Here is a 23061-nt window from a genome sequence, read left to right as displayed (position 1 = left end):
CCTAACACACCTATATACACATTTATATACCAATATATTTTTTGACGAAAAGTGTGACTACTTAGTCACAAGATTTTATAAAAAAACAAGGTGTATATCAAAAATTAGGTGTGTAGGTGTGTAGTTGCCTTGAAACCCACGCAGTTAAGCCATTTTTACTACACACCTAATATTTTTAATAGGTGTGTAACTGAAAAGAGGTGAGTAGCAGATGGATTTAAAAAATCATGTTGATGAGCTTAAAAGACTTGTAGAAAAACTTAAGAAGAATGAGTCAAATATCTCTAAGGAGGAGTTAATTACAAAATATAAGAAATCATACATGGCTTTAAAAAATGAAATAAAGAAAAGAGCAGATGATCTTATAGATGAGATGCTGATAGAAGATTTGCTGATTGTTAAAGATGAAAGGGGATATAAATGCCTGGAAGATATAAGTCAATTTGTCGAAAAGAAAAAGGATGAAGGGATTATTAGGCAGTGCAGTGATTTAATATTTAAAGAATATGATATAGATAAAGTGGTTGAATTAACTAAAGCTGTCAAAGAGGGAATCAATGAAATTTACAGCAAGTACTTAGAGGAGACAGAACAATGAGTATGGCGGAAATATTGGAAATGCTTAATGAAAAAGTCAAGGAAGATGATAATAGGCATTCACCTTGGACACGTATGGTATTAGAAAAAGATTCACTAAAAAAGTTAAGGACTGTTTTGGTTATAGAATATGCCAAACATAAAAGGAGTGGTGGCAGTAATGAACAGTGAAGGATACAAGGATCCTACTGCTGATATTGCGGTAGGGGGTATATACCATACCCGTGGAAAAATTGATTATACAAAGTTTAAAACTTATGATGAGCTTGTAGCATATGTGAAGCAAAGATATGAAAAAATAAAGAACAACTACGAGGCAGAAGTTTTTATTAGAGAACACATGCCAAAAGAACCGTATTTCCAAAAAAAGATAATGGAATGGATCTGTAAGAATATTCCTGATGCAGTTATCTGGAAAGAAGCAGCAGGCCCATATTCAAGGCAGGGAATCCCGGATATTACTTGCATAGTGAATGGCAAATATTACGGGTTTGAAGTGAAGAGGCCTTTTATTGGAAAACTAAGTAAGATCCAAAAAGAAACAATTGATTTGCTTAACAAGGCAGGAGCGAAAGCATATGTAGTCACTTCGGAAAAGGAAGTGGCTGAGATTTTAAAAGATGAAATCAAAGGAGTGTTTGATGGAGCAAAAAGAAGAAAATAAAATTTATTCTATGCCACTACTTAAAAATATTGGACTGCAGGCAGTAGGTAAGAAAGGCTGGAAGTTAACCCAATGTCCGGTATGTGGGTGCAAATGTTTTGAAACTCCTCAGGCAAGAGTGCTAAGGGATTTGAAGTATGTAGGAATGTGTACAGAGTGTATGCTGAGGAAAAGATTTTGCAATAAAGGAGTGTCTAATGCAAACTGATAGCAAAGAGTTGATTGTTGCTATGAAGAAGTATCTAGAGCAATATTATAAGGCTAAGCTTAAAAGAAAACAGCTGGAAGTTAGATTAAAAAATTTCAGGGAAGAGATGGTGGAAGCAAAGGGGATAAATTATTCACCTATGCCTGGAGGCCAATCAGGATGCACAACATCAAAGACTGAGGACTATGTAGTCAGAGCATTAGAGATTGAAGATAGGATTATGAAGCAACAGGTGGAAGTTCAGAGGGCAATGCTTGCTGTGATGGAAGTAATGGACTTCCTACCGATTGACTCTGTGGAGAGGAGTGTGCTTGAGTATAGACATATAGATTGCTTACCCTGGAAATTTATAATTGCAAGAATGAGCTATTCAAAAGCTTCTTGCCATAACTATTATAATGCAGGGATTGATATGCTACTTGGGTGTGTTAAGGTTCAGGAAACTCTCCAAAAGTATATAGAGTCTAACAAGTAAAGTGTATTGACTTTATAGAACATAGGGTGGTATTGTTGAAGTCACAACAACAATACAAGGAGGATGGTATGAATCAAAAAAGGAGAAACGTGATGGCTGTAATTTTAATTGCTATTATTGTTATATGTATTATAGGGATAATGGCAAAGAAGCCTGCAGGAGATGATAAGCCTGCAAATGATAAAAAGGAGACGGTGGAGTCGTTAACCATTTCCGACAGCTCAGAAAAAGAAACTGAAACAACAGGGAAGTCAGCGACAATCGATGGGGTGGATGTAATATTTTCTGACAACGTGAAAAACGATGCAACAGGCAATGCGAGACTTGCGAAGGTTACCGGAGAGAAATCAGTGGAAGAGTATGTACTTGATTATTATAAAATGTATTTTAAGAGTGATCAGGAAGTACATGCAATAGTAAATTACACGCTTAATACAACAGCCTGTGTGACAAGTGTGGGTGATAAAATAAATGTAAGGATATATGAACACATAGACGGAGAAGAGCAGGATGCAAAGAAACTGTTCACAGGAGAGAAGTACGCAGAGTACAATGTGGACAAAGAGACAGGTGCGATAGACAAGGTAGAGTGACTAAAGAGTAGACACAAATAGACTTTTATATGTGTTATTATAGTAGCATGGAGTATAACGAAAGGGATATAGCATAAGGTCGATGGAGACCTGTGCTATGTCCTTTTTTAATACAAAATACTGAATGCATCAAAAAAATGGTAGGTACTACCTGAGGGGGTGGGGCATGCGGGGCGGAAAACAGCGCAGTCCATTCCCCCAAAAAAATGAAAATATTTTTTACATTTCGTTACGAACCCAAAGGACTAAGCATGTTAAAAGTGAAAAAGAATGAAGTCTGGCGACTTGGACGTCACAGACTAATGTGTGGAGATAGCACAGATGTGAATGATATAGAAAGACTTATGGATGGCAAAACAGCTGATATGTTATTTACAGATCCGCCATATGGTATAAGTTTCCAAAGTAACCAACGAACTAAAAGTGAAAAGTTTCAGGTAATACAAAATGATGATGTAATACTTCCTTTTATTGAATTTATTCCCAAATTTTGTAATGGGTTTGTATTTGTGTTTACGACATGGAGAGTCTTGCATTTATGGATACCAGAATTCACTAAGCATCTTGATATAACAAATATGATTATTTGGTATAAAGCAAGAGGTGGGATGGGTGACTTAAAGCATACATTCAGCACTGACTATGAAGTGGCTTTGGTTGCAAATCAAGGAAGGGAAATTGTGGGAAAAAGAACAGGTTCTGTTTGGAAGCACACTCCGGATGAGGCTGGACAATATATACATCCGACTCAAAAGCCAAAATCATTGGCAAGACAAGCGATTCTTCAGACTACAAATGAAGGTGATTTGATATTGGATTTATTTGGAGGGAGTGGAACTACTCTCATAGCGTCAGAGCAAACTAAAAGAACTTGTTACATGATGGAATTAGATGAAAAGTATTGCGAAGGCATAATTAATAGATGGGAGCTTTTTACAAAACAAAAAGCAATAAGAGAGGAGGCATAGGAGAGTAAAATGAATCAACACTTAACTACTGAAAGAAGAAAGCTATCTGATTTAAAAGCGGCAGACTATAATCCGAGGAAGGCATTGACACCTGAGGACAGTGAGTATCAGAAGATAAAGAGAAGCATAGAAGAGTTCGGATATGTAGATCCGATAATTATAAATGAAGATGGCACTATTATTGGTGGACATCAAAGATGCACGGTCCTAAAAGATTTAGGATATGAAGAGGTGGATGTAGTAGTTGTCAGCCTAGACAAGCAAAGAGAAAAGGCTCTCAATATTGCCCTTAATAAAATAACCGGTGAGTGGGATGAGTTAAAGTTAAAGGATTTGTTGCTTGATTTAGACCTTGGAGATTATGATATTTCATTAACCGGATTTGAATCTGAAGAGTTAACGGATTTGGTTGATAGACTTGCAATTGAACCTGAAGCAATAGATGATGACTTTGACGAGAGCGAAATGCTTGAGCAGATTTCAGAGCCGAAAACGAAACTTGGTGATGTATGGAAATTGGGTCGTCACAGATTAATGTGTGGAGACTCTACATCTCAAGAGGATGTAGCAGTTCTTATGAAAGGTGAATTAGCCGATTTAATTATTACGGATCCACCATATAACGTAAACTATGGGGACAAGGCAGAAATGCTGGATACATATCTTCAGAAGGGACATAGAAATAATAGCAGAATAAAAAATGACAACATGGATAATGAGAGTTTTTATTCTTTTATGCTTCAAATATATCAAAGTGCATATGAATTTATGAGAGAGGGTGCAGCTATATATGTGTTCCATGCTGAGAGTACCGGGCATATATTCAGACAGGCATTCCTTGATGCAGGGTTGAAGCTTTCGCAGTGCTTGATATGGGAGAAAAACACATTTGTACTGGGCAGACAGGATTATCAATGGAGGCATGAGCCGTGTCTTTATGGATGGAAAGAGGGTGCAGCGCACTATTTCATTAATGATAGAACTCAGGATACTGTTATTTTAGAAGATGATGTAGACTTCGAAGCAATGAAGAAGGCTGAACTTGTAGCATATATCAAAGATTTACATAGAAAGTATAAAGACCAGACATCGGTGATTTATGAAAACAAACCTGCCAGAAATGATATTCATCCAACAATGAAACCTGTGACCTTGGTTGGTAGACTTATGAGTAACTCAAGTAAGTCGGGGTGGAATGTTCTTGACTTGTTTGGCGGAAGTGGAAGTACATTGATGGCGGCAGAGCAACTTGGGAGAACAGCATTCTTAATGGAGTTAGACGAAAAGTTCTGCGATGTAATTGTGAAAAGATGGGAGGAATATACCGGGCAGAGTGCAGTTAAAATATCCGGAGGTGATGGCTGATGGCAGAAGAACAGCAACAAAGTGGCTTTTATAGAGTGGAAGTCATAGCTACACTTTTTGGAGTATCAGTCAGAAGAGTTCAACAGCTTACACAAGAAGGCATAATAGCGACAACAAAGACCTCTGAGGGAAATAGATATGAACTTGCTCCAACAATTCAACGATATATAAAATATCTTTCTGACAAGGCATATGGGAAAAGTAAGTCGGAAAAAGAAATGGAGCTGAAGGAACAGAAACTGCAGGCAGAAATAGCCTTGAAGGAATCGCAAGGAGAAATGCATAGATTAAAGACAGAGATAGCATCAGGAAAGTATATTGATATCGAAGAGGTAAAGATGGACTATGTCCGTTTTTTTACCTCTTTTAAAAAATTTGCTTTGTCTTTGCCGAGTAGACTGACCGGAAGAATCATTGGTCATTGTGATCCTTTAGAGCTTAGAGCGGTAGAGAAAGATTTGAATTCAGAAGTAATAAGATTAATGGACGGCTTCGTGGTGGCAGGCTGTACCCATGAAGAATTGGAAAAGAAAAAGAGTGGCAAGAAATCCGTTCCGTAAATTCGAGATTACAAATTATCAGAAAGAAGCACTGAGATTTTTAAAGCCACCTGAAAATATAACCGTTACGCAATGGGCGGATAAGTACAGGATATTGGATGCTAAAACCTCCGCTATGCCGGGACCGTGGAGAACGGAGCATACTCCATATTTACAAGGAATCATGGATGAGTTTAATAATTACGAAACTGAGGAAATTGTATATGTGAAGCCAACGCAGGTAGGTGGTACTGAGTGCCTGCAGAACATGGTTGGATATATCATACAACAGGACCCTGCTCCTACAATGATAGTGTACCCAACTGATAAACTTGCAGAGTCGATTTCAGACAAAAGATTGCAACCAATGATAAAAGCATCGCCAAATTTAAAAAGTAGGTTTTCAGAAAATGAATCAACAAAACTGGAACTGCAGTTTGACAGCATGTATCTAACGTTGGCAGGTTCCAACTCTCCTTCAAGTCTTTCAAGTAGAGCTATAAGATATTTATTCCTTGATGAGGTAGATAAGTATCCCGGTGCAAGTAAGAAGGAGGCGGATCCAATTTCTCTTGCAAGAGAGAGAACAAAAACATTCCATAATAAAAAAATATTCCTGACGAGTACGCCCACCTTAAGAGAGGGGCATATATGGAAAGCTATGGAAGATGCTGATATTGAAAAGCATTACTTTGTGCCATGTCCACATTGTGGAGAGTATATTGAATTAAAGATGAAACAAATCCAATTCCCCAAGGGTGAGGATATGAGCTATGCAGACCGTGCAGAGTTCGCAACGTATGTGTGCCAAGAATGTGGATGCATAATAACAGATAGAGATAAACCGGATATGCTTAGACTTGGAGAATGGAGAGTTGTCAAGGAGAACACTAAGTTCGCAAGAAAAGTTGCATTCTGGATGAATACATTGTATTCGCCTTTTGTGAGGTTCTCTGAGGTTGCAAAAGAATTCCTTGAAAGTCATGATGATCCCGAGAAGCTGCAAAACTTTGTAAACAGCTGGCTGGCAGAGCCTTGGGAGGATACAAAACTTAAGACCAGTGCAGATCTCGTTATGGAAAGACAGACAGAGTATGAAGAGTTTATTGTTCCTGAGTGGACAAAGGTTCTTACTGCAGGAGTGGATGTTCAGGAAAACTGCTTTTATTGGAGCATAAGAGCATGGGGAGACTTCTTCACAAGTCAAAATATAGCACATGGCCAAGCATATTCATTCCAGGAAGTGGAAAGAATAATGAATTTGTCGTACCAGATGCCTGACAGTACTCCTCTTGTAGTTGCACTCGCATTGATAGATTCAGGTAATGATACCGATAGGGTATATGATTTCTGTGCAAACAACTCCGAGTGGGCATTACCAAGTAAGGGCGCTTCAAATAATATGCTTACTCATTATAAATTATCTAAAGTAAACAAGGCTGACAGCAAAGCTTACGGAATGAACCTTGTACTTGTTGATACCGGTAAATATAAGGATATGATTGCAGGACGTATGAGGAAAGATAATGGAACCGGTTCATGGATGGTGTACAAAAATTGTGATATGGAGTATGCGACACAAGTAACTGCAGAACACAAGGTTAATGTTAAAAATGGGAAAGGTGTAGTTAAGCAAGAGTGGAGACCAAAAACAGCTCATGCTGATAACCACTATCTTGACTGCGAGGTTTATGCACTATGTGCAGCGGATATTCTTGGAGTGAGAACAATGCATCTTGATAATGTTGTTGAGAATGTAGAGAAGAGCACAAAGCAAGATGATACAAAGCACTTTCCTGAAGAACAATGGATTCGAACAAATGAGAACTGGAATATTTAAGGTTAAGGAGATTTGCAATGAATAACAATTATACGGCAAATGAAATGCTTGAAGAAGTTAATAATGCGATATACTCAGTCCTTGTCGGTGGACAGTCGTACAAGATAGGTACAAGGCAAATGACAAGAGCTGATTTGAATCTATTATACAAAATGAAGAATGATTTGATGGCTCAGGTTCAATCAGAGAATGGTAATCACCTGCTGGATGACACCTATGTTGCGATATTTAGTGGGAGGTAATAAGTGTGAGTTGGTTGGATAACATTATATCCTTTATCTCTCCTGAGTGGGGAGCGAAAAGAGAGGCATGGAGGCAGAGTCTTTATGAAATGAGGAGCTATGATGCAGGTGACTACTCAAGAGGGAATGCTAATTGGAGAGTGGTAAATCAATCTGCAGAGTATACAGATAAATATAGCCGTGACAATGTCAGGGCGAGGGCAAGAGATCTGGAACGGAATTCAGATATGATGAATTCTGTCATTGGAGCTTATAAGAGAAATGTAATCGGTGGAGGTTATATTCTTCAGGCGAAAACCGGAAGTGATGAATTAAATGATTCAATAGAAACTGCATGGAAAAAGTGGTGTAAGAAACAGAATTGCGATGTTACAGGAACTCAGTCATTTACTCAGATGATGAGAATGTGCATGAAGAGAAAAAAATAGACGGTGGAATCCTTATAGTAAAGAGATACACCAGTGATGGTTTTTTGCCATTTAAACTTCAGACATTTGAGGTGGATGAATTGGATAGTTCACAGATGACTCCACAAAATATAGGCAACAAGGTGGTTGGCGGAATAGAATTGAATGAGTTTAATAGACCGGCTGGGTATTGGATCAGGCAATATCCTGTTGACAATTTGGCACTGACAACGCCTGTCTATATTGAGGCAAAGGATGTTATATTCCTTTATACAAAGCATAGACCGTCACAGATAAGAGAAATGAGTGATATGAGCCCCACAATCACAAGAATTCGTGATGCAAATGAGTTCATGGTGGCGGTATCAGTAAAAGAGAGAATAGCGGCCTGCCTTTCAGTATTTATAAAGAAAACAATACCAACTACAGGGATTGGACGAGGAATTGGAGTAGGTCAAGGATCGTTGCATGATTACCAAGGCAAATCCATAACACCCGGAATGATTAAGGAGCTTAATGCAGGAGATGAGATACAAGTAGTCAACCCTGCAGGACAGGCTACAGATGCTGCAAGCTATATAAAGCTCCAGCAAAGACTTGTCGGTGCAGGGCAGGGTATCAGTTATGAGGCAACAAGCCGTGATATGAGTGAAAGCAATTATTCTTCAACAAGGCAGGGAATTATAGAGGATGAGATGACTTATGCAGAAGAAAAGGAAATGCTCACTGAAGTAATGGATGAAATATTTGAGACATTTGTTATATCCTTGTGGTTATCAGGGAATATTCAGATAAAAGATTTTTGGAAAAATAAAGATAAATATCTGGACCATACGTGGATCATAGCTCCTAAAAAGTGGATTGATCCGCAAAAGGAAGCAAATGCGAACAGGATTGCACTTAATACCGGGCAAAAAACATTCAAACAGATTGCGGCAGAGCAAGGAAAAGATTGGAAGGAGCAAATCGAGGAAATCGCAGATGTTCTTGATTATGCCAGAGAGTTTGGAATTGACATGGGAAGTGTGATTTTTGATAAAACAAAGGAGGAACTCTATGAAAACGAGGAAGATGATTCAACAGCAAAGAGATAAGCCTGTTGAGAATGGTAGGACTGCGGCAAGAAGAGAGATGGTTGAAAATAGCATAAGGGCATTAAGTGGAGAGGGAAATGAGCGAAAGTTTATCCTCTCTTTTTCGTCTGAAGAACCCTATCAAAGATACTGGGGTGCTGAAGTTTTGGATCACTCGGAAGGTGCTGTGGATTTAACAAGAATTAATGAGATTGGCTGCCTACTTTTTAACCACAATCGTGATGCAGTAATCGGAAAGATTGCTAAAGCGTGGATTGAAGGCGGAAGAGGAATGGCAGAAGTCGAGTTTGATTCGGATGAGGAATCTGAGCGCATATTCCAAAAGGTTGCCAACGGTACTCTTAAAGGAGTATCGGTAGGATATCAAATCGAATCTTGGGAAGAAGTGGCACAAGGCAAACAGTCGGCTGATGGTAAGGCCATAGGTCCTGCTGCAATTGCAAGGAAGTGGACACCTTATGAAATTTCAATAGTAAGTGTTCCTGCAGATCCGACAGTTGGAGTTGGAAGGGAACTGTCTGAGCAACCGGTATTTAAGGCAAAACGCTCTATGGATTGGTTTGAAAGACAGATTCAGATAAATAAAACAAATGTTCAAGGAGGTAACTAATTATGAACAAGAAAGCACAAAGACAGGCAAAGCTATCAAGGCAGCAGGAAATAGTTAATGCTGCAAAGAATGCAGGAAGAGACTTGACTGCAGAAGAGCAGGTTGAGTTTGATTCTCTTCAAAGGGAAATTGAAACTTTAAATGTAGAGATTTCAGCAGAGGAGCAGAATGAAGAGACTGGAAGTGCGGATTCAAATACTGATGTTCAGAGAGCACTTCAGGATGAGAGAAACAGAATAAGAACTATCACAGATATTTGTGGCGAGTTTGGAATGGATGCGAAGCCATACATTGATGGGGAGGCAACTGTTGATGCTGTGAGAGCGGCTGCTCTTGATCATGTAAGAAAGAATGGTGCTCCAATTGCGGCAAGAGGTGTTGATGTAATCAAAACAGCAGAGGATAAATTCAGAGAGGCGGCTGCTGATGCATTGCTTCTTAGAAGTGGAATGAGCCTCAACAATCCTGCTGATGGATCAAGGCAGATGATGGGAATGTCTCTTCGTGACTTGGCTATTGAGTGTCTTTCAGGAGATGGAGATGGCAATTTAAATCGAAGAACATCTGATGAGCTTTTTGGAATGCTTCAGAGACAGTATTATAATCCGACTGCTGCATTCCCGGCAATTTTAGACAATGCCATTAATAAGGCATATGTAGAGGGACATAAGACTGTTGCTGTAACTTTTGACAGATGGACAAAAAAGGGAAGCTTAAAGGATTTTAAGACAAATGATAATAACTACTTGGCAGGACCTGCAGGAGAGTTTCTTGAGGTGCCCGAGGGAGGTGAGCTTAAGCATGATACATTTAATGATGTAAAGCGTCCTACAAGAAAGCTCAAGACATATGGTCGACAGTTTACCCTTACAAGGCAGGCATTTATCAATGATGATATCGATCTTGTAACTAAAATTCCTGCTAAGTATGCTGCTAGTGCAAGAAAAACAATAAATAAGCAGGTTTACAACATTTTGCTTAAAAACCCGGCAATATATGATGGAACTCCGCTCTTCTCAAACAGCCACAAGAATGTTCTGGCAACAGGGACAGGAATAACAAGAGAGTCAATGCAAAAGATGATCTTGGCTCTTCAGGGTCAGTTGGATGAGTTTGGAGATGCAATAATTGTGAGACCGGCAACACTCGTTGTTCCGTCAGGAATGGGATTTGATGTGTTTACAATCTTTAACAGTCCGACAATCAACACATCAGGTAACACTCAGGCAGTCAATCCGCTCTTTAGATATGCAAGTTCAATCGAAATTGTGGAAGAGCCTACAATTAATGCGCTTTGCGGTGGATATGGAAAGACAATGCCTTGGTTCTTAATCGGACATCAGGATGATACCGACTTTATTGAAGTTGATTACCTCAACGGGCAGGAAATCCCAACTATACGCAGAATGGAAACACCAGGACAGCTTGGATTCGTTTGGGATATATATCTTGACTGGGGTGTTGCAGTTATGGACTGGAGAGGTGCGGTTAGGAACAACGGAATAGTGGTTGGCGATCCACTGGCATAAAAAGGAGGTAAATAACAATGGCAAGTGCTACATATTTTCAGAGAGGTGAGGCTCTCGATTATACAAATACCGGAAGCAGCAAGATTGAAGTTGGTACTGTTGTAAAAATCGGAACAAGGATTGGTATCGCAGGTGATGATATTAATCCTAAGGCGACAGGAGTTCTTCATGTAGCAGGTGTATACGAATTTAAAAAGACAGGAACAAATGAAATCAAAATGGGTACAACGGTATACTTTGATGGAAACGGAATAACTGAGACAGCAGGAAGCAATGCAGTGGCAGGTTATGCGGCAGAGGATACAGCAGCAAGTGCTACATCTATCAAAGTAAAAATCGGATAGGAGGTCACTATGCAGAAGCTTATAGCTAAATATCCGATACTTTATCTGTCAAAGCAGTATGAAGTAGGTGAGGAGTTGATTGCAAATGATCCTGATATGGTGAAAGCTTGGATTGATGCAGAAACTGCAGAGTGGGTAGATGATGAAGGAATCGAGTCGGATGGCACTGCAGATAGTGTAGTGGAAGCAGAGGTGGTTTCGCCTACAAAGGCAATTCCTATGTCTGCAGAGGCAGGGCTTGTCGGAGATGCGGTAGGTGCAGAGACAGATGAAAATCTTGTGGGAATAGTTCCAAAGACAACTGCCAGGGCAAGAAAGTAGGAATAATGGTACGAAAGTCATTCAAAGAAATTATAAATCAGGACATTGATAACATATTTATAAATACTTCGGAATTTTCAGATATCCACAATGTGGATGGAAGGGATATGCCGATTCAGATTGATGACAACGAAGTTATAGAGCGAGAAAAGAAAGCGAAGTCTAATATGGATGGGGTGTATGTTAAGCAAAAGCTGATTTATGTGAAAGCGAAGGACTTCGGACCGTTGCCTGCAATCGGAAGGCAAATCATGCTTGATGGCAAGCGCTATTTAGTTGTTGACTCTACAGATGAGTATGGCCTTTATACGATAACATTGGAGGGAAATAGAAGCAAATGATTGAGTTCGGAGTTGATGAAGTAGATGTATCAAGGATTAGAGCAAAACTTTTGTTGTTTGAAAATCAAGTGCCTAATGTTATAAAAAAAGCCTTAAACGCTACTGCCAGAGACGCAAAGACAGCTCTGGCAGATAAAGCGAGAGAGACATACGCTGTAAAATCTCCAAGATTTAAAAAAGCAATTAGGCAGAAAAATGCAACTGCTTCAAATCTTGTTGCGACTTTAAAGATAACCGGTAAGGCTACAGCTTTATCAGACTTTAAGTATAGGAGACATGGCGGAGGAGCAAGTGCAAGGGGTAAGCTGTACAAAGATGGAGCCTTAAAGGATTTGTCATTGAACGATAAATTGAAAGCGTTTGTTGTGAAGTATCATTCAGGACATACAGCTGTAGTTAGAAGAGATCCCCCCGGCAGATACACGAAAGGCATATCCGAGAGGAGAAGAACCGGTGGGGACACAACTAAGCTTAAGGAGTTTTACAGTCCTTCAATTCCTAGAATGATTGGGAACGAGGCGAAAGTTTATGGGATTGTAAAGCCTAAGATACAGGAAAGCCTAAAAAAACATATAAGCAGGGAAACGAATAGGATACTTGGAGGTAGGTAATGACTGCAGGAAATCTTCAAAAAGAATTAATGAAAGATATCAGTGGTATTTTTGAAAAAGATTTATTTAAGGATTCTCTTGGTAAGTATGGGCCGTTAAATATACATGCTCAAAATCTTCCAATTCGAGAAGATGAGGATGCCCCGGATCCAGTCCCATATATTATTGTTAGAGTTTTAGAAGGAAAAGTTAAGGGATGGGTAGAAGCACAAGAAGTTCAGGTAATGTTAATTCTCGGATGTTTTGATGATGATTTGAATAATAATGGTCATACGACATTGCTAGAAATAATACAGAAAATTGAAGAGAGATTTTTAAAAAATCCTATCTTGTCAAAACAGTTCATGTTTTTAAATGACGACCAGCACCCTTTTGAATGGGCTCTCCAGGAAGAGGAGTCATTCCCTTATTTTTTTGGAGCTATCAGCATGAGTTTTAGAACGGCTACTATAAGAAAAGAGGATAAATACACATGAGTGAATCAAAAAAAAATACAGTGGTAACTGAGGTGGATAGCAATGAGCCAGAGGCAGTTGTACAGGATGAGAAAGTATTGATGTATGTTGGTCCTACCATTGTAGGAGTGGCAAGTCATGGAACAGTGTTGAACAACGGATTGACAGAGTCTCTAAAGGCTGCAATTGAAAAGGAGCCTGCAATTAGAGGCTTGTTGATTCCAATAGAAAGTGCAGCTGTCGCACTAAGAGATATTGATACAAAGACAGGTGTAACTTTTTCATTATATGAAAAGGTTGCCAATTACAAATAGGAGGATAAGCAATGACTTATTATCACGGAATTAGAGTTGAGGAGCAGGCCACAAGCATTATTGCTCCAATTACAAGTACAGCAGGACTGCAGGTAGTTGTAGGTACTGCACCGGTCAACTTAGCAAAGGACCCGTACAGTGTTACAAATACACCATTAATTGCGTATAGTTTTGCAGAGGCTGTATCTAAGCTTGGTTATAGTGATGACTTTAAAAAGTATACGCTCTGCCAAAGTATGGATGCAAGTTTTAGGGTATTTAATGTTGCACCGATTATATTTATAAATGTTTTGGATCCTAAAAAGCACAAAAAGGATAATCCTGAAGGACCAATTAATGTTGTAGCTAAGCAGGCAAAAATTGAAACAGCAGGTGTATTGCTTGACACATTAGTTGTAAAGAATGGCTCTGCAATTCTCAAAAAGGATGTGGATTACATTGCAACCTTCTCAGAGGATGGATCAGTGCTGATATCACTAATAGAGGGTAGTACGCATGCATCTGCAAGCTCTCTAACAGTAAAATCTACGAGCATAGATCCTACCGCTGTAAGAGCAAAAGATGTGGTGGGCGGATACGATGCTGCTACAGACAAGGAGACAGGAATAGAGCTGATAAGACAGGTTTATCCTAAGTTCGGATTAGTCCCCGGATTATTGCTCGCTCCAGGATGGTCACATATACCGGAGGTAGGAGTTGTCCTCGGTGCTAAGTGTACAGAAATAAATGGTGTATTTAGCTGTGAATGTGTTATAGATGTTGATTGCACATCAACAGGGGCAAAGAAATATACTGATGTCGGTACATGGAAAAAGCAGCATGGGTATACAAATAAGCACAGCGTGGTGCTTTGGCCGCAAATCAAGGTTGGTACAAAGCAATATGCATACTCTGCGATATTTGCCGCACTGGTGGCATACACTGATGCCACAAATGATGATGTTCCAAATCTCTCACCTTCAAATAAACTGATTGGAATATCAGGAATGGTTCTTGATGACGGTACAGAAGTAGTACTTGATCAGGATCAGGCAGGAGCTCTTAATGGAGAGGGAATCGTTACTGCAATTAATGTTGGCGGATGGAGAAGCTGGGGAAATAATACTGCAGCATATCCGGGGATAACAGATCCTAAGGATAGATGGTTCTGTTGCAGAAGGTTTTTCTCATGGTGGAGCAACAGCTTTATTCTGACTTATTTCCATAAGGTTGACGATCCTGCAAATTACCGCTTGATTGAATCAATTGTTGATAGTGAGAACATTAGAGGTAATTCTTATGTGTCTCAGAGCAAATGTGCAGGTGCAAAAATTGTATTTGATGAAAAGGACAATCAAATCACAGATATTTTAAATGGAAAAATCAAATTCCACCAATATCTTGCACCTTATGTACCTGCAGAAAATATCGTGAATGTCCTTGAATTTGATCCAACGATGTTGGCTACAGCACTAAATGGAGGAGGTAACTAATTATGGCAGGAGTACTTGGAATACCCGGTGTAATAAATAATTTTAATCTTTACTACAAAGGTACAGCCCTTGTCGGATTAACGGGAGAGATAACTCTACCTGACTTTGAAGGAACTACGGAGACATTAAGCGGTCCCGGTATACTTGGTGAGCTTGAAGAGGTTGTAATCGGTTCATTTGGAAGTATGGAAATAGAGATCCCTTTCAGAATACTTGATGAGGATGCATTCAAGCTTATGTCTCCGACAAAAACTCTTGACTTAACTCTAAGAGCAAGTGAGCAATACACAGTAAAGGGAACCGGTGGCATAGACACAAAGGGAATGAGAGTAGTAATAAGAGGCAGACAAAAGAAGCTTACAGGTGGAACTGTTAAACAGGGCGGAACAATGGATGCTTCTGTTACTGTAGAAGTAGCATACATCATGATAGAGCATGATGGAAAGAAGAGAATTGAGCTTGATAAGCTGAACAATGTGTACAAGGTTAATGATAAGGATTTACTGGCTAAGATAAGAAGTCAGTGTTAAAGGAGATAAATATGGCTGATAAAAATAAAGTAGTTAATGTAGAAGGTTCTCAGGGTGAGGTGTCAGGAAATGACACCTCTATGATTATTAAATTCTCACGTAAGTATACCTTTGAAGATAGAGAGTATGAAGAGCTTGACTTGAGTGGCTTAGAAAACATGAGTGCAACAGATATGATTGCAGCAAATAAGATACTTGAAAAGAGTGGCAGTTTTTCCTTTTTGCCTGAGATGTCCCTTGAATATGCTTGTATCATATCAGCGAGAGCAACAAAGATTCCGGTTGAATTCTTTAAGTCTCTGCATCCTAAAGATGCAATTAAGGTGAAGAACAGGGTAACCTCTTTTTTTTACGGAGAGGGATAAGACCTGATGATGGTAAAAAATTAAGAAAACTTGCCATACAACTTGCTATGGCTTTACAGACAGGGATGGATTTTTTTCTATCCCTGTCTGTTTTTGAATTAATAGAAATTGCAGAGGAGGTGGGGGAAATTGGCAGGGAACAACGAACAAGAGCTGGCCATTCGCATAGCAGGAAAAGTTGAGAATTCTCTAAAGCAGAGCCTTGGCATGACAGAAGATGGAATTAGCCACCTTGCAGGAATGGCTAAAAAAGCGGCTGTTATGATTACAGGAGCTTTTGCTGCAATAAAGGTTGGACAATTTATCGGAGATGCGGTCAGTGAATATTCTGAATTTGAACAGTCAATGGCGAATACAGCAGGTATAGCCGGTGCTACTGAAAGTGAATATGAAAAGCTGTCAAAAGCTGCAAGAGAAGCAGGAAAAGCTACCACCTTCACCGCCTCTGAGGCGGCTGATGCACTTGGTTATATGGCACTTGCAGGCTGGGATGTTGAGACCAGTACGAAAGCACTCACGCCTGTTCTAAAACTGGCAGAAGCTACGCAGGCAGACTTGGCAACTACAAGTGATCAGGTTACAGACTCAATGAGTGCAATGGGAGTCGGCATAGATGAACTGCAGGAATACCTTGATGTAGTAGTTATGACAAATAATAAAGCAAATACTACATCTGCAGACTTGATGGATGCGATGATCGGGTGTGGTGGAGCTGCAAGGGCATCAGGTATGGATTTTAAGGAGACGGCAACCGCACTTGGCATACTGGCGAACAACGGTGTAAAGGGTGCAGAGGCAGGTACTGCCTTAAATTCTATGTTGGTTCGTATTTCAACTAAAGATGCAGCAAAGGCTGCGTTCAATGACCTTGGCGTTGCTGTTTATGATAGCGCAGGCAATATGAGAGATATGCGTCAAATCCTTATCGAGTTAAATACGGCTATGGCTGGATTAACTGAAGAGGAAAAAAACAGCTACATGGCTGCAATCGCAGGAACAAACTATTATTCAAAGTTCGGATATCTACTGGATGGTGTAAAAGAAGGAGCTGATGGTGCGGCTTCGGCATGGGATGCATTGGCAGATAATCTTAATAATTCTTCGGGTGCACTTGATACGATGGATGCTAGAGTTACTAACACATTAAAAGGTGCAGTTGCAAGATTTGGAAGTGCAATAAGTGATCTTAAAATTTCTATGGTCGAGGCTTTTGGACCACATGCTATTAAAATAATGGATGGGCTATCCAATACTATTCCTAAAATCACAGAAAACTTTGTTGGAATGATAAACAAGCTTCCAATAGATGATTTTATGACCGGGGTTGGAAATATGTCCTCAGGCGTTATGGACTTCTTAGTTACGCTCACAGGTGGGGAGGGAAGTATAGATTCATTTAGCAATATGATGAGCGATACTTTCGGAATTGAACTGCCTGAGTCGGTAAAAAGCACCATAGAGGTTGCACAGGATTTTATAAGTAAAGGGCAAGAAGTTGCAGGATTTCTCATAGGAACTTTGAAAAATGCGATTGGTAATGTGATGGATAAAATAGCAGAAAATGAACATACATTTGATGTTATTCTGGATCTTTTGAGTGATTTGAAATGGAAGTTTCTTGAAGCTTTTGATAATGCAAAGCCTACGATAACATATATAGCAGAAACGGCTATTCCTAACATTACTGACGCTCTGCTTAAAGTAGTCGGAGGTGTGACAGATGTAGCTGATGCATTCGTGCAATGGGATGGATTCCTTCCTACAATCACAGCAATTGGAACTGCAGTAGCAGCGGTAAAGTTTTATAAGTTTGTTACAGGAGTTTATTCTGCGGCAAAAGCTCTTACAATATTAAATATTGCAAAGGCCAAGGATATGGCACTGACTCTTGCTATAAAAGCTATGTATATTCAGGATGCAATAGTTAAGGCGGCAAGCGTGGTTCAAACATATGCTCTTGCGGCAGCACACGCAGTGTGGAATGTTACGGCAACAATCGGAGCAGGGGTTACATGGGCTCTTGGTGCGGCATTTGCTTTCCTAACCAGTCCAATAGGTTTAGTGATTCTGGCAATAGGTGCAATAATTGCTATTGGAGTTCTACTCTGGAAGAACTGGGATACTGTGAAAGAAAAAGCAGGGCAACTCGGAGCATGGCTTGGAGAGAAGTTTAATGCAATCAAGGAATCTATCGGAAATGCTATAGAAGGATTTAAGAATAAATTCCCAGTCGCCTTTGCATTCATTGAAGGAGTTTTTAATGGATGGAAAGCGACAATAGATGGAGTTATCGGTGGGGTTAAGCAGGTCTTTCAGGGTGTCATAGATTTCGTACAAGGAGTATTTACCGGGAACTGGTCACAGGCTCTTGAAGGACTGAAGAGTATCTTTTCAGGAGCCTTTGGAGCGTTGAGCTCACTTGCACTTGCACCTCTTAATGCAATAAAGGGGGTTGTGATTGGAGCTCTCAGTGCAGTAAATGTAGCCACAAATGGCAAGTTGTCTGAAATAAAAAACTTTTTCACTACTCACTTAGAGGGAGCAAAGAGTACTGTTGTTGGAATCCTTGATGGAATAAAAAATGCATTTAGCGAAAAGTTGGAGGCGGCAAAAAGCATTGTATCAGGTGCTGTAAATGCGATAAAAGGATTCTTCAACTTTAAATGGGAGCTCCCTAAACTTAAGATGCCACACTTCTCTATCAAGGGAGACTTTAGTCTTATGCCTCCAAAAGTTCCAACAATGGGGGTTGAGTGGTACAAAGATGGTGGAATAATGACCAGTCCTACAATGTTTGGAATAAATGGGAATAATGCTATGGTTGGCGGTGAAGCGGGGGCCGAAGCAATTCTTCCATTATCAGATCTGTGGAACAAAATGGGAGGATTTATCGACAGTGCAATAGGTGCATCTGTAAAACTTCTCGCAGAACGCATTGAGGATTCCCAGATGGGGGCGAGCAGAGTTCCTCTGTCAACTCTTAGTGATAGAATAGCTGCCTCCGGATATGCAGTAGCAGGAGCGAGTGGAGATGGTGGAGCGGTGTCAATAAATTACGCACCGGTGTACAAATTCGAGGGTTCGGTATCAAAAGAGGATATTATTCAAGCCGAGGAGATGTCGCAGGATAAATTTGACAAGCTCATGAGACAGTGGATGAAGGATAAGGGAAGAACAAGGTTCTAGGAGGTTGAAATGAGGAGGTACGTCACAATACAAGGTCAGACTTGGGACCAGATCGCCTATGAACTGTATGGGAATGAATATATGTGTGATAAGATTATGGATTTAAATAGAGATAAACTTGATTACTTCGTATTTCCTGCAGGAGTGGAACTCATTGTCCCCGATAAAGAGTTTGCAATAAGTGAAACTGTCCCAAGTGATTATCCAGCATGGAGGGCAATGCTAAATGCAAAAGGCTAGGAGGGTAACATATCAGATATTATATGATGGAGTTGAAGTTGGTCTTTCAAGTCGTTGTGAGTCATTATCTTATACAGATAATGACTCTGGCAATGCTGATGAAATAACTATAAATCTTAGTGATAGAAATATGGAGTGGGCATTGGGAAAAGGCTTTGTCCCGGAAAAAGAACATGATTTGGATGTGACAATATTCTTTCATAACATGACAAATAACAGTATCTATCAATTGTATCATTGCGGAAACTTTACAATAGATGATATTACATATTCAGGTGGAAGCAGTGGACATAAATGTAGCATAAAAGGAGTATCGTTGCCTGCAGGACTGGGATTCCAAACTGGAAAGGTTAGTAAGACTTGGGAAAAGGTAACTGTTAAACAGATTGCTGAAGAGATAAAAAGCAAGTATGGAATGGAGAATCTTTACTTCTGGGCAGGTGAACCGATAATTGAGAAAGTAGATCAGGAAGAACAATCTGATAGTGAATTTATAGCAAAGCTATGCAGTGATCAAGGTCTATTTATTAAGATATATAAAAAGGGACTTGTTATTTTTGATAAGAGTATGTATGAGGCAAGAGGGATAACGGCTACATTTTCAGAGACAGACTTTGAGGACTGGAGTTGGAATTCAACATTAATCGGCACATATACCGGTGCAAAAATATCATACACTCAGGTCGATAAAAAGGCTAAGAACAAAAAAGAAAAAACAAAGATAATATCTGTTACTGTGGGCGAAGAACCAAGAATCCTTGTTCTGAATGAAAAAGCCGATAGCAAGGAAGAAGCTGAGAGAACTGCAAAGGCAAAAGTAAATGCTGAAAACGAAAAGGCAGTGACATTGGAGTTCACAGCCTTGGGCAATGCAAACATAGTTGCTTCATGCAATATAGAGATTAAAGGAATGGGGCGCATTGATGGTAAATACTATGTGACAAAAGTAAGTCATGACCTTTCAGGAGGTTCCGGGCATAAAATGAAAGTCAGTGCCTACAGAATATTTACAAGGTTATAGGAGGATCTATGATAAGAATAGGATTTGTAAGCAGTATTGGAACCGGTGGAGTATCTGTAACCTATCCTGACACAGGAAAAACAACCACAGAGCTTCCGGTATTGGCTTTTGCAGGGATAAAACAGACATTCGAAAAGGATGATGCTGTAGTGGTTGCCCACATGAGCAATGACAATTCCATGGCAGTAGTTCTTGGGAAATTTTATGCAGGTGATGATCCAACTGCAACAATCAATGTAAACGATGGTGCTATAAGTTTTACCGACTCAACAGGAAGCATAACTTTAGCAGAAATCATTGCTAAGTAGGAGGATAAATGGCAAAGATTGGAAACTGGGGTCCTTATCTTAAATTTGAAACAAGTGATAAAAGAATCCTTACATTCAATGGATTTAAAAGAGATTTTGGAATTAGAACTACACTGCATCAGGTAATAGGCGGTAAACCTTTAGTTGAGCTACTCGGAAATAATCTACAGTCAATTACATTTACTATAAAGGTAAGAGCCACAAGAGGTATGTCTCCGAAAAAGCTTGAAAAAAAGCTGGTAAATTATATGTCAGCTGGAGTTATTGCTCCACTTGTCATTGGAAGAAGAAATATCTGTTCAAAAGCAATGATTACAAATGTATCTGAAAGCTTTGGAGTTGTGCTCCAAAAAGGTGAACTGTTAAGTGCGCAGTTTGATGTCACTATGACTGAGTACAGATAGGAGATGAGATGAATGAGATTCAATTTGAATTTTTAGATGAACTAAAGGACATCGAAATAAAAGATATTCTTAGAAATTTGAATAATATCTTCAGACTATCTGAAGGTACTGTGCCTTTACTTAGAGGCTTAGGACTTTCAATAGATAATGTTTCTAAAATTGCCGTTGACCTTGAGAATGACATAGTGACTGATATGGTTGCAAAAGTTGAATCTTTTGAACCTAGAGTATCTGTGAGTAGTGTTGACTTCTTTCATGACCAAGATGGAAAAACAAAAATAAAAGTATATCTGGAGAAAGGTGTAGGGAATGGAGAATACTAGCTTAAAAGGGGTAATTGATTATCCTGAAATATCCTTTATAAAAAATTACACAATGGAAAAGCTTGCAGATGATATGGTCTCATGGTTCAAAGAAAAATATAAAGAACTTACCGGGAAAGATATTGTACTTGGAAAGGCTGATGAGCGCAGGATAATACTTCTTGCAGGTGCTTACTTTATATACCAAGGATATATGTACATGGATGATGCAGGAAAGATGGGGCTACTTAAGTATAGTAGAGGTGAGTATCTTGAAAATTTGGGTGCTATAAAACATATTCATAGAAAGCCTGCAGCAGGATCCACGACAACAATAAGGTTTGCTATGAAGTCAAAAAGGACATCTGCTATAGGTATACCTAAGGGTACAAGAGTGACAGCAGGCGATAATGTATACTTCGCAACAGATGAATATTCAGAGATACCTGCAGGAAGTCTAAGTGTAGATATTCCTGCAACATGTACAAGCGTTGGACAAATGACAAACAACTACGATATAGGTGACCTTAACACATTAGTTGATATTATAGCCTTTATTGATGAGGCAAAAAATATTACCAAGCCTGAAGGTGGAGCAGATATAGAATCAGATGAGTCACTAAGGCAAAGGATATATATGGCTCCTGCTGCATATTCATCTGCAGGCTCTGCTGATTCATATGAGTACTTTGTAAGGCAATTTTATACCGGTGTAAGCAGTGTAAGGATTACAAGTCCAAGTCCACGAGTGGTAAGGGTGAGATATTTACTTGAGAATGGAGCTATCCCTGAAAGCGAGTCTATTGCCAGACTCAAGGAATACTTATCAAGTCCAAGTATTAAACCGCTTACTGACAGCATAGAAGTTCTTGCACCTGTAAAGAAAACATATTCTATCAATATTACTTACTATGTAAATTCAAGTGATCAAAGCAGAGCGGCAAATATTCAGCTAAATGTTGTAGCAGCGATAAATGATTACATAAATTGGCAGAAAAGTGAAATCGGTAGAGATATAAACCCGGATGTTTTAAGGCAGAAAATTTTAAACGCAGGGGCAAAAAGGGTAGATATAACTTCGCCTGTTTTTACAATTGTTGATGAGGATTCTGTCGCAAGTTTGGAAGCTCAGTCGGTGACATATGGAGGACTTGAAAATGATTAAGTACAAAGATGGAGAGCCTGCTTCAGTCTTGCCATACCTACTATCTTCAGATCCTGATATTGCAGCGATAAGCTATGCATATAAAAAAGCAATGGCAAAGCTTATTGTTACATCAGCTCAAACAGTGCTGTATGCAGATATTGAACATATGGATGATGAACTCCTCGATTTGATGGCATTAGAGTCCCGAACTCAGTATTATAAAAATGATTTGCCTATTGAGACAAAAAGAAAGCTTGTTCAAAGTTCATTGATATGGCATCAAAAAGCAGGAACAATAGGTGCAGTAAACGAGCTTATTGATACAGTTCTTGGCGAAGGAGAGGTTGTTGAGTGGTTTAACTTTGGTGGCGCTCCAGGTACTTTTAAGATACTGACATCAGCAAAATTAAATGATTCATCCCTTAGTTATTTTCAAGAAATTATATCTAAGATAAAAAACATGAGTTCTTCGCTTATAAGTGTTGAGCAAAGTTGCAAACTGGATATGGATTTGTATGTCGGTATTGGGATGGTACAAACTGCGAAAACAGTAATCAAATAAGGAGGAT

32 protein-coding genes are annotated in these 23061 nt (G+C 39.4%); all 32 read left to right on the top strand.

What is annotated here, in order from left to right:
- Nucleotides 1–211 precede the first annotated feature (211 nt).
- Nucleotides 212–598: a hypothetical protein gene (locus SBH76_RS09715; protein ID WP_317977657.1), complete on the top strand. Its 387-nt coding sequence runs from the start codon at nucleotides 212–214 to the stop codon at nucleotides 596–598.
- Entirely contained in the window at nucleotides 595–768 is a 174-nt protein-coding gene (locus SBH76_RS09710; protein WP_317977656.1) for a hypothetical protein, read from the top strand. The genes SBH76_RS09715 and SBH76_RS09710 overlap by 4 nt, the downstream gene beginning before the upstream one ends.
- Nucleotides 758–1261 (top strand): VRR-NUC domain-containing protein, encoded by a 504-nt coding sequence (locus SBH76_RS09705; protein WP_317977655.1) that lies wholly within the window; start codon nucleotides 758–760, stop codon nucleotides 1259–1261. Before SBH76_RS09710 ends, SBH76_RS09705 begins: the two co-directional genes overlap by 11 nt.
- Nucleotides 1239–1469 (top strand): hypothetical protein, encoded by a 231-nt coding sequence (locus SBH76_RS09700; RefSeq protein WP_298053695.1) that lies wholly within the window; start codon nucleotides 1239–1241, stop codon nucleotides 1467–1469. The genes SBH76_RS09705 and SBH76_RS09700 overlap by 23 nt, the downstream gene beginning before the upstream one ends.
- Nucleotides 1459–1944 (top strand): hypothetical protein, encoded by a 486-nt coding sequence (locus tag SBH76_RS09695; protein ID WP_317977654.1) that lies wholly within the window; start codon nucleotides 1459–1461, stop codon nucleotides 1942–1944. Before SBH76_RS09700 ends, SBH76_RS09695 begins: the two co-directional genes overlap by 11 nt.
- A 68-nt stretch (nucleotides 1945–2012) precedes the next feature.
- The gene (locus SBH76_RS09690; RefSeq protein ID WP_317977653.1) at nucleotides 2013–2537 is read left to right on the top strand and encodes a hypothetical protein; all 525 of its coding nucleotides are present in this window, start codon (nucleotides 2013–2015) and stop codon (nucleotides 2535–2537) included.
- Nucleotides 2538–2860: 323 nt separating this feature from the next.
- Nucleotides 2861–3505, top strand: coding sequence for a DNA-methyltransferase (locus SBH76_RS09685; protein WP_317977652.1), 645 nt, complete (start codon nucleotides 2861–2863; stop codon nucleotides 3503–3505).
- Between the two features lie 9 nt (nucleotides 3506–3514).
- The gene (locus SBH76_RS09680) at nucleotides 3515–4870 is read left to right on the top strand and encodes a site-specific DNA-methyltransferase (protein ID WP_317977651.1); all 1356 of its coding nucleotides are present in this window, start codon (nucleotides 3515–3517) and stop codon (nucleotides 4868–4870) included.
- A complete protein-coding gene (locus SBH76_RS09675) occupies nucleotides 4870–5430 on the top strand; it encodes a hypothetical protein (RefSeq protein ID WP_317977650.1) in 561 nt (186 codons plus the stop codon). Before SBH76_RS09680 ends, SBH76_RS09675 begins: the two co-directional genes overlap by 1 nt.
- Nucleotides 5384–7249 (top strand): phage terminase large subunit family protein, encoded by a 1866-nt coding sequence (locus SBH76_RS09670; protein ID WP_317977649.1) that lies wholly within the window; start codon nucleotides 5384–5386, stop codon nucleotides 7247–7249. The genes SBH76_RS09675 and SBH76_RS09670 overlap by 47 nt, the downstream gene beginning before the upstream one ends.
- 17 nt (nucleotides 7250–7266) lie before the next feature.
- Nucleotides 7267–7491 carry a DUF6148 family protein gene (locus tag SBH76_RS09665; RefSeq protein WP_060930358.1) on the top strand — a complete coding sequence of 75 codons (225 nt, stop codon included), beginning with the start codon at nucleotides 7267–7269 and terminating at the stop codon, nucleotides 7489–7491.
- 5 nt (nucleotides 7492–7496) lie between these two features.
- Nucleotides 7497–7919 (top strand): phage portal protein, encoded by a 423-nt coding sequence (locus tag SBH76_RS09660; RefSeq protein ID WP_317977648.1) that lies wholly within the window; start codon nucleotides 7497–7499, stop codon nucleotides 7917–7919.
- Nucleotides 7898–8992, top strand: coding sequence for a phage portal protein (locus tag SBH76_RS09655; protein ID WP_317977647.1), 1095 nt, complete (start codon nucleotides 7898–7900; stop codon nucleotides 8990–8992). The genes SBH76_RS09660 and SBH76_RS09655 overlap by 22 nt, the downstream gene beginning before the upstream one ends.
- Nucleotides 8955–9602, top strand: a complete 648-nt coding sequence (locus SBH76_RS09650) for an HK97 family phage prohead protease (RefSeq protein WP_317977646.1) — start codon at nucleotides 8955–8957, stop codon at nucleotides 9600–9602. The genes SBH76_RS09655 and SBH76_RS09650 overlap by 38 nt, the downstream gene beginning before the upstream one ends.
- Nucleotides 9603–9604: 2 nt before the next feature.
- Nucleotides 9605–11131 carry a phage major capsid protein gene (locus SBH76_RS09645; protein ID WP_317977645.1) on the top strand — a complete coding sequence of 509 codons (1527 nt, stop codon included), beginning with the start codon at nucleotides 9605–9607 and terminating at the stop codon, nucleotides 11129–11131.
- Nucleotides 11132–11148: 17 nt separating this feature from the next.
- On the top strand, nucleotides 11149–11475 hold the full coding sequence (locus tag SBH76_RS09640) for a DUF2190 family protein (RefSeq protein WP_317977644.1): 327 nt from the start codon (nucleotides 11149–11151) through the stop codon (nucleotides 11473–11475).
- A gap of 9 nt (nucleotides 11476–11484) precedes the next feature.
- A complete protein-coding gene (locus tag SBH76_RS09635; RefSeq protein ID WP_317977643.1) occupies nucleotides 11485–11796 on the top strand; it encodes a hypothetical protein in 312 nt (103 codons plus the stop codon).
- Nucleotides 11797–11801: 5 nt separating this feature from the next.
- Nucleotides 11802–12137 (top strand): hypothetical protein, encoded by a 336-nt coding sequence (locus tag SBH76_RS09630; RefSeq protein WP_317977642.1) that lies wholly within the window; start codon nucleotides 11802–11804, stop codon nucleotides 12135–12137.
- Nucleotides 12134–12748, top strand: coding sequence for a hypothetical protein (locus tag SBH76_RS09625; RefSeq protein WP_317977641.1), 615 nt, complete (start codon nucleotides 12134–12136; stop codon nucleotides 12746–12748). Before SBH76_RS09630 ends, SBH76_RS09625 begins: the two co-directional genes overlap by 4 nt.
- Nucleotides 12748–13224, top strand: a complete 477-nt coding sequence (locus SBH76_RS09620) for a hypothetical protein (protein WP_317977640.1) — start codon at nucleotides 12748–12750, stop codon at nucleotides 13222–13224. The genes SBH76_RS09625 and SBH76_RS09620 overlap by 1 nt, the downstream gene beginning before the upstream one ends.
- Nucleotides 13221–13517: a hypothetical protein gene (locus SBH76_RS09615; protein WP_317977639.1), complete on the top strand. Its 297-nt coding sequence runs from the start codon at nucleotides 13221–13223 to the stop codon at nucleotides 13515–13517. The genes SBH76_RS09620 and SBH76_RS09615 overlap by 4 nt, the downstream gene beginning before the upstream one ends.
- A gap of 11 nt (nucleotides 13518–13528) precedes the next feature.
- Entirely contained in the window at nucleotides 13529–14989 is a 1461-nt protein-coding gene (locus SBH76_RS09610) for a phage tail sheath family protein (protein WP_317977638.1), read from the top strand.
- 2 nt (nucleotides 14990–14991) lie between these two features.
- The gene (locus SBH76_RS09605) at nucleotides 14992–15519 is read left to right on the top strand and encodes a phage major tail tube protein (protein WP_317977637.1); all 528 of its coding nucleotides are present in this window, start codon (nucleotides 14992–14994) and stop codon (nucleotides 15517–15519) included.
- A gap of 11 nt (nucleotides 15520–15530) precedes the next feature.
- On the top strand, nucleotides 15531–15884 hold the full coding sequence (locus tag SBH76_RS09600; protein ID WP_298053734.1) for a phage tail assembly protein: 354 nt from the start codon (nucleotides 15531–15533) through the stop codon (nucleotides 15882–15884).
- A gap of 129 nt (nucleotides 15885–16013) precedes the next feature.
- Nucleotides 16014–19070, top strand: coding sequence for a phage tail tape measure protein (locus SBH76_RS09595; protein ID WP_317977636.1), 3057 nt, complete (start codon nucleotides 16014–16016; stop codon nucleotides 19068–19070).
- Between the two features lie 9 nt (nucleotides 19071–19079).
- A complete protein-coding gene (locus SBH76_RS09590) occupies nucleotides 19080–19310 on the top strand; it encodes a tail protein X (protein ID WP_317977635.1) in 231 nt (76 codons plus the stop codon).
- A complete protein-coding gene (locus SBH76_RS09585; RefSeq protein WP_317977634.1) occupies nucleotides 19297–20331 on the top strand; it encodes a phage late control D family protein in 1035 nt (344 codons plus the stop codon). The genes SBH76_RS09590 and SBH76_RS09585 overlap by 14 nt, the downstream gene beginning before the upstream one ends.
- A gap of 8 nt (nucleotides 20332–20339) precedes the next feature.
- Nucleotides 20340–20639, top strand: a complete 300-nt coding sequence (locus SBH76_RS09580; protein WP_317977633.1) for a hypothetical protein — start codon at nucleotides 20340–20342, stop codon at nucleotides 20637–20639.
- Between the two features lie 8 nt (nucleotides 20640–20647).
- Entirely contained in the window at nucleotides 20648–21043 is a 396-nt protein-coding gene (locus SBH76_RS09575; RefSeq protein ID WP_317977632.1) for a phage tail protein, read from the top strand.
- 8 nt (nucleotides 21044–21051) lie between these two features.
- Entirely contained in the window at nucleotides 21052–21366 is a 315-nt protein-coding gene (locus SBH76_RS09570) for a hypothetical protein (RefSeq protein WP_317977631.1), read from the top strand.
- Nucleotides 21353–22510 carry a baseplate assembly protein gene (locus SBH76_RS09565; protein WP_317977630.1) on the top strand — a complete coding sequence of 386 codons (1158 nt, stop codon included), beginning with the start codon at nucleotides 21353–21355 and terminating at the stop codon, nucleotides 22508–22510. Before SBH76_RS09570 ends, SBH76_RS09565 begins: the two co-directional genes overlap by 14 nt.
- Nucleotides 22503–23054: a phage tail protein I gene (locus SBH76_RS09560; protein ID WP_317977629.1), complete on the top strand. Its 552-nt coding sequence runs from the start codon at nucleotides 22503–22505 to the stop codon at nucleotides 23052–23054. Before SBH76_RS09565 ends, SBH76_RS09560 begins: the two co-directional genes overlap by 8 nt.
- Nucleotides 23055–23061: the final 7 nt, after the last annotated feature.

It is taken from the genome of Lachnoanaerobaculum sanguinis (assembly GCF_033242365.1).
Classification (GTDB): domain Bacteria; phylum Bacillota; class Clostridia; order Lachnospirales; family Lachnospiraceae; genus Lachnoanaerobaculum; species Lachnoanaerobaculum sanguinis.
Note: the sequence above shows the minus strand (reverse complement) of the source record. Positions and strands in the feature narration are given on the sequence as shown.

Coding starts and splice junctions, on each gene's coding strand:
- SBH76_RS09715 (WP_317977657.1), top strand. CDS start 212: ATGGATTTAAAAAATCATGTTGATGAGCTTAAAAGACTTGTAGAAAAA.
- SBH76_RS09710 (WP_317977656.1), top strand. CDS start 595: ATGAGTATGGCGGAAATATTGGAAATGCTTAATGAAAAAGTCAAGGAA.
- SBH76_RS09705 (WP_317977655.1), top strand. CDS start 758: ATGAACAGTGAAGGATACAAGGATCCTACTGCTGATATTGCGGTAGGG.
- SBH76_RS09700 (WP_298053695.1), top strand. CDS start 1,239: ATGGAGCAAAAAGAAGAAAATAAAATTTATTCTATGCCACTACTTAAA.
- SBH76_RS09695 (WP_317977654.1), top strand. CDS start 1,459: ATGCAAACTGATAGCAAAGAGTTGATTGTTGCTATGAAGAAGTATCTA.
- SBH76_RS09690 (WP_317977653.1), top strand. CDS start 2,013: ATGAATCAAAAAAGGAGAAACGTGATGGCTGTAATTTTAATTGCTATT.
- SBH76_RS09680 (WP_317977651.1), top strand. CDS start 3,515: ATGAATCAACACTTAACTACTGAAAGAAGAAAGCTATCTGATTTAAAA.
- SBH76_RS09675 (WP_317977650.1), top strand. CDS start 4,870: ATGGCAGAAGAACAGCAACAAAGTGGCTTTTATAGAGTGGAAGTCATA.
- SBH76_RS09670 (WP_317977649.1), top strand. CDS start 5,384: ATGAAGAATTGGAAAAGAAAAAGAGTGGCAAGAAATCCGTTCCGTAAA.
- SBH76_RS09665 (WP_060930358.1), top strand. CDS start 7,267: ATGAATAACAATTATACGGCAAATGAAATGCTTGAAGAAGTTAATAAT.
- SBH76_RS09650 (WP_317977646.1), top strand. CDS start 8,955: ATGAAAACGAGGAAGATGATTCAACAGCAAAGAGATAAGCCTGTTGAG.
- SBH76_RS09645 (WP_317977645.1), top strand. CDS start 9,605: ATGAACAAGAAAGCACAAAGACAGGCAAAGCTATCAAGGCAGCAGGAA.
- SBH76_RS09640 (WP_317977644.1), top strand. CDS start 11,149: ATGGCAAGTGCTACATATTTTCAGAGAGGTGAGGCTCTCGATTATACA.
- SBH76_RS09635 (WP_317977643.1), top strand. CDS start 11,485: ATGCAGAAGCTTATAGCTAAATATCCGATACTTTATCTGTCAAAGCAG.
- SBH76_RS09630 (WP_317977642.1), top strand. CDS start 11,802: ATGGTACGAAAGTCATTCAAAGAAATTATAAATCAGGACATTGATAAC.
- SBH76_RS09625 (WP_317977641.1), top strand. CDS start 12,134: ATGATTGAGTTCGGAGTTGATGAAGTAGATGTATCAAGGATTAGAGCA.
- SBH76_RS09620 (WP_317977640.1), top strand. CDS start 12,748: ATGACTGCAGGAAATCTTCAAAAAGAATTAATGAAAGATATCAGTGGT.
- SBH76_RS09615 (WP_317977639.1), top strand. CDS start 13,221: ATGAGTGAATCAAAAAAAAATACAGTGGTAACTGAGGTGGATAGCAAT.
- SBH76_RS09610 (WP_317977638.1), top strand. CDS start 13,529: ATGACTTATTATCACGGAATTAGAGTTGAGGAGCAGGCCACAAGCATT.
- SBH76_RS09605 (WP_317977637.1), top strand. CDS start 14,992: ATGGCAGGAGTACTTGGAATACCCGGTGTAATAAATAATTTTAATCTT.
- SBH76_RS09600 (WP_298053734.1), top strand. CDS start 15,531: ATGGCTGATAAAAATAAAGTAGTTAATGTAGAAGGTTCTCAGGGTGAG.
- SBH76_RS09590 (WP_317977635.1), top strand. CDS start 19,080: ATGAGGAGGTACGTCACAATACAAGGTCAGACTTGGGACCAGATCGCC.
- SBH76_RS09585 (WP_317977634.1), top strand. CDS start 19,297: ATGCAAAAGGCTAGGAGGGTAACATATCAGATATTATATGATGGAGTT.
- SBH76_RS09580 (WP_317977633.1), top strand. CDS start 20,340: ATGATAAGAATAGGATTTGTAAGCAGTATTGGAACCGGTGGAGTATCT.
- SBH76_RS09575 (WP_317977632.1), top strand. CDS start 20,648: ATGGCAAAGATTGGAAACTGGGGTCCTTATCTTAAATTTGAAACAAGT.
- SBH76_RS09570 (WP_317977631.1), top strand. CDS start 21,052: ATGAATGAGATTCAATTTGAATTTTTAGATGAACTAAAGGACATCGAA.
- SBH76_RS09565 (WP_317977630.1), top strand. CDS start 21,353: ATGGAGAATACTAGCTTAAAAGGGGTAATTGATTATCCTGAAATATCC.
- SBH76_RS09560 (WP_317977629.1), top strand. CDS start 22,503: ATGATTAAGTACAAAGATGGAGAGCCTGCTTCAGTCTTGCCATACCTA.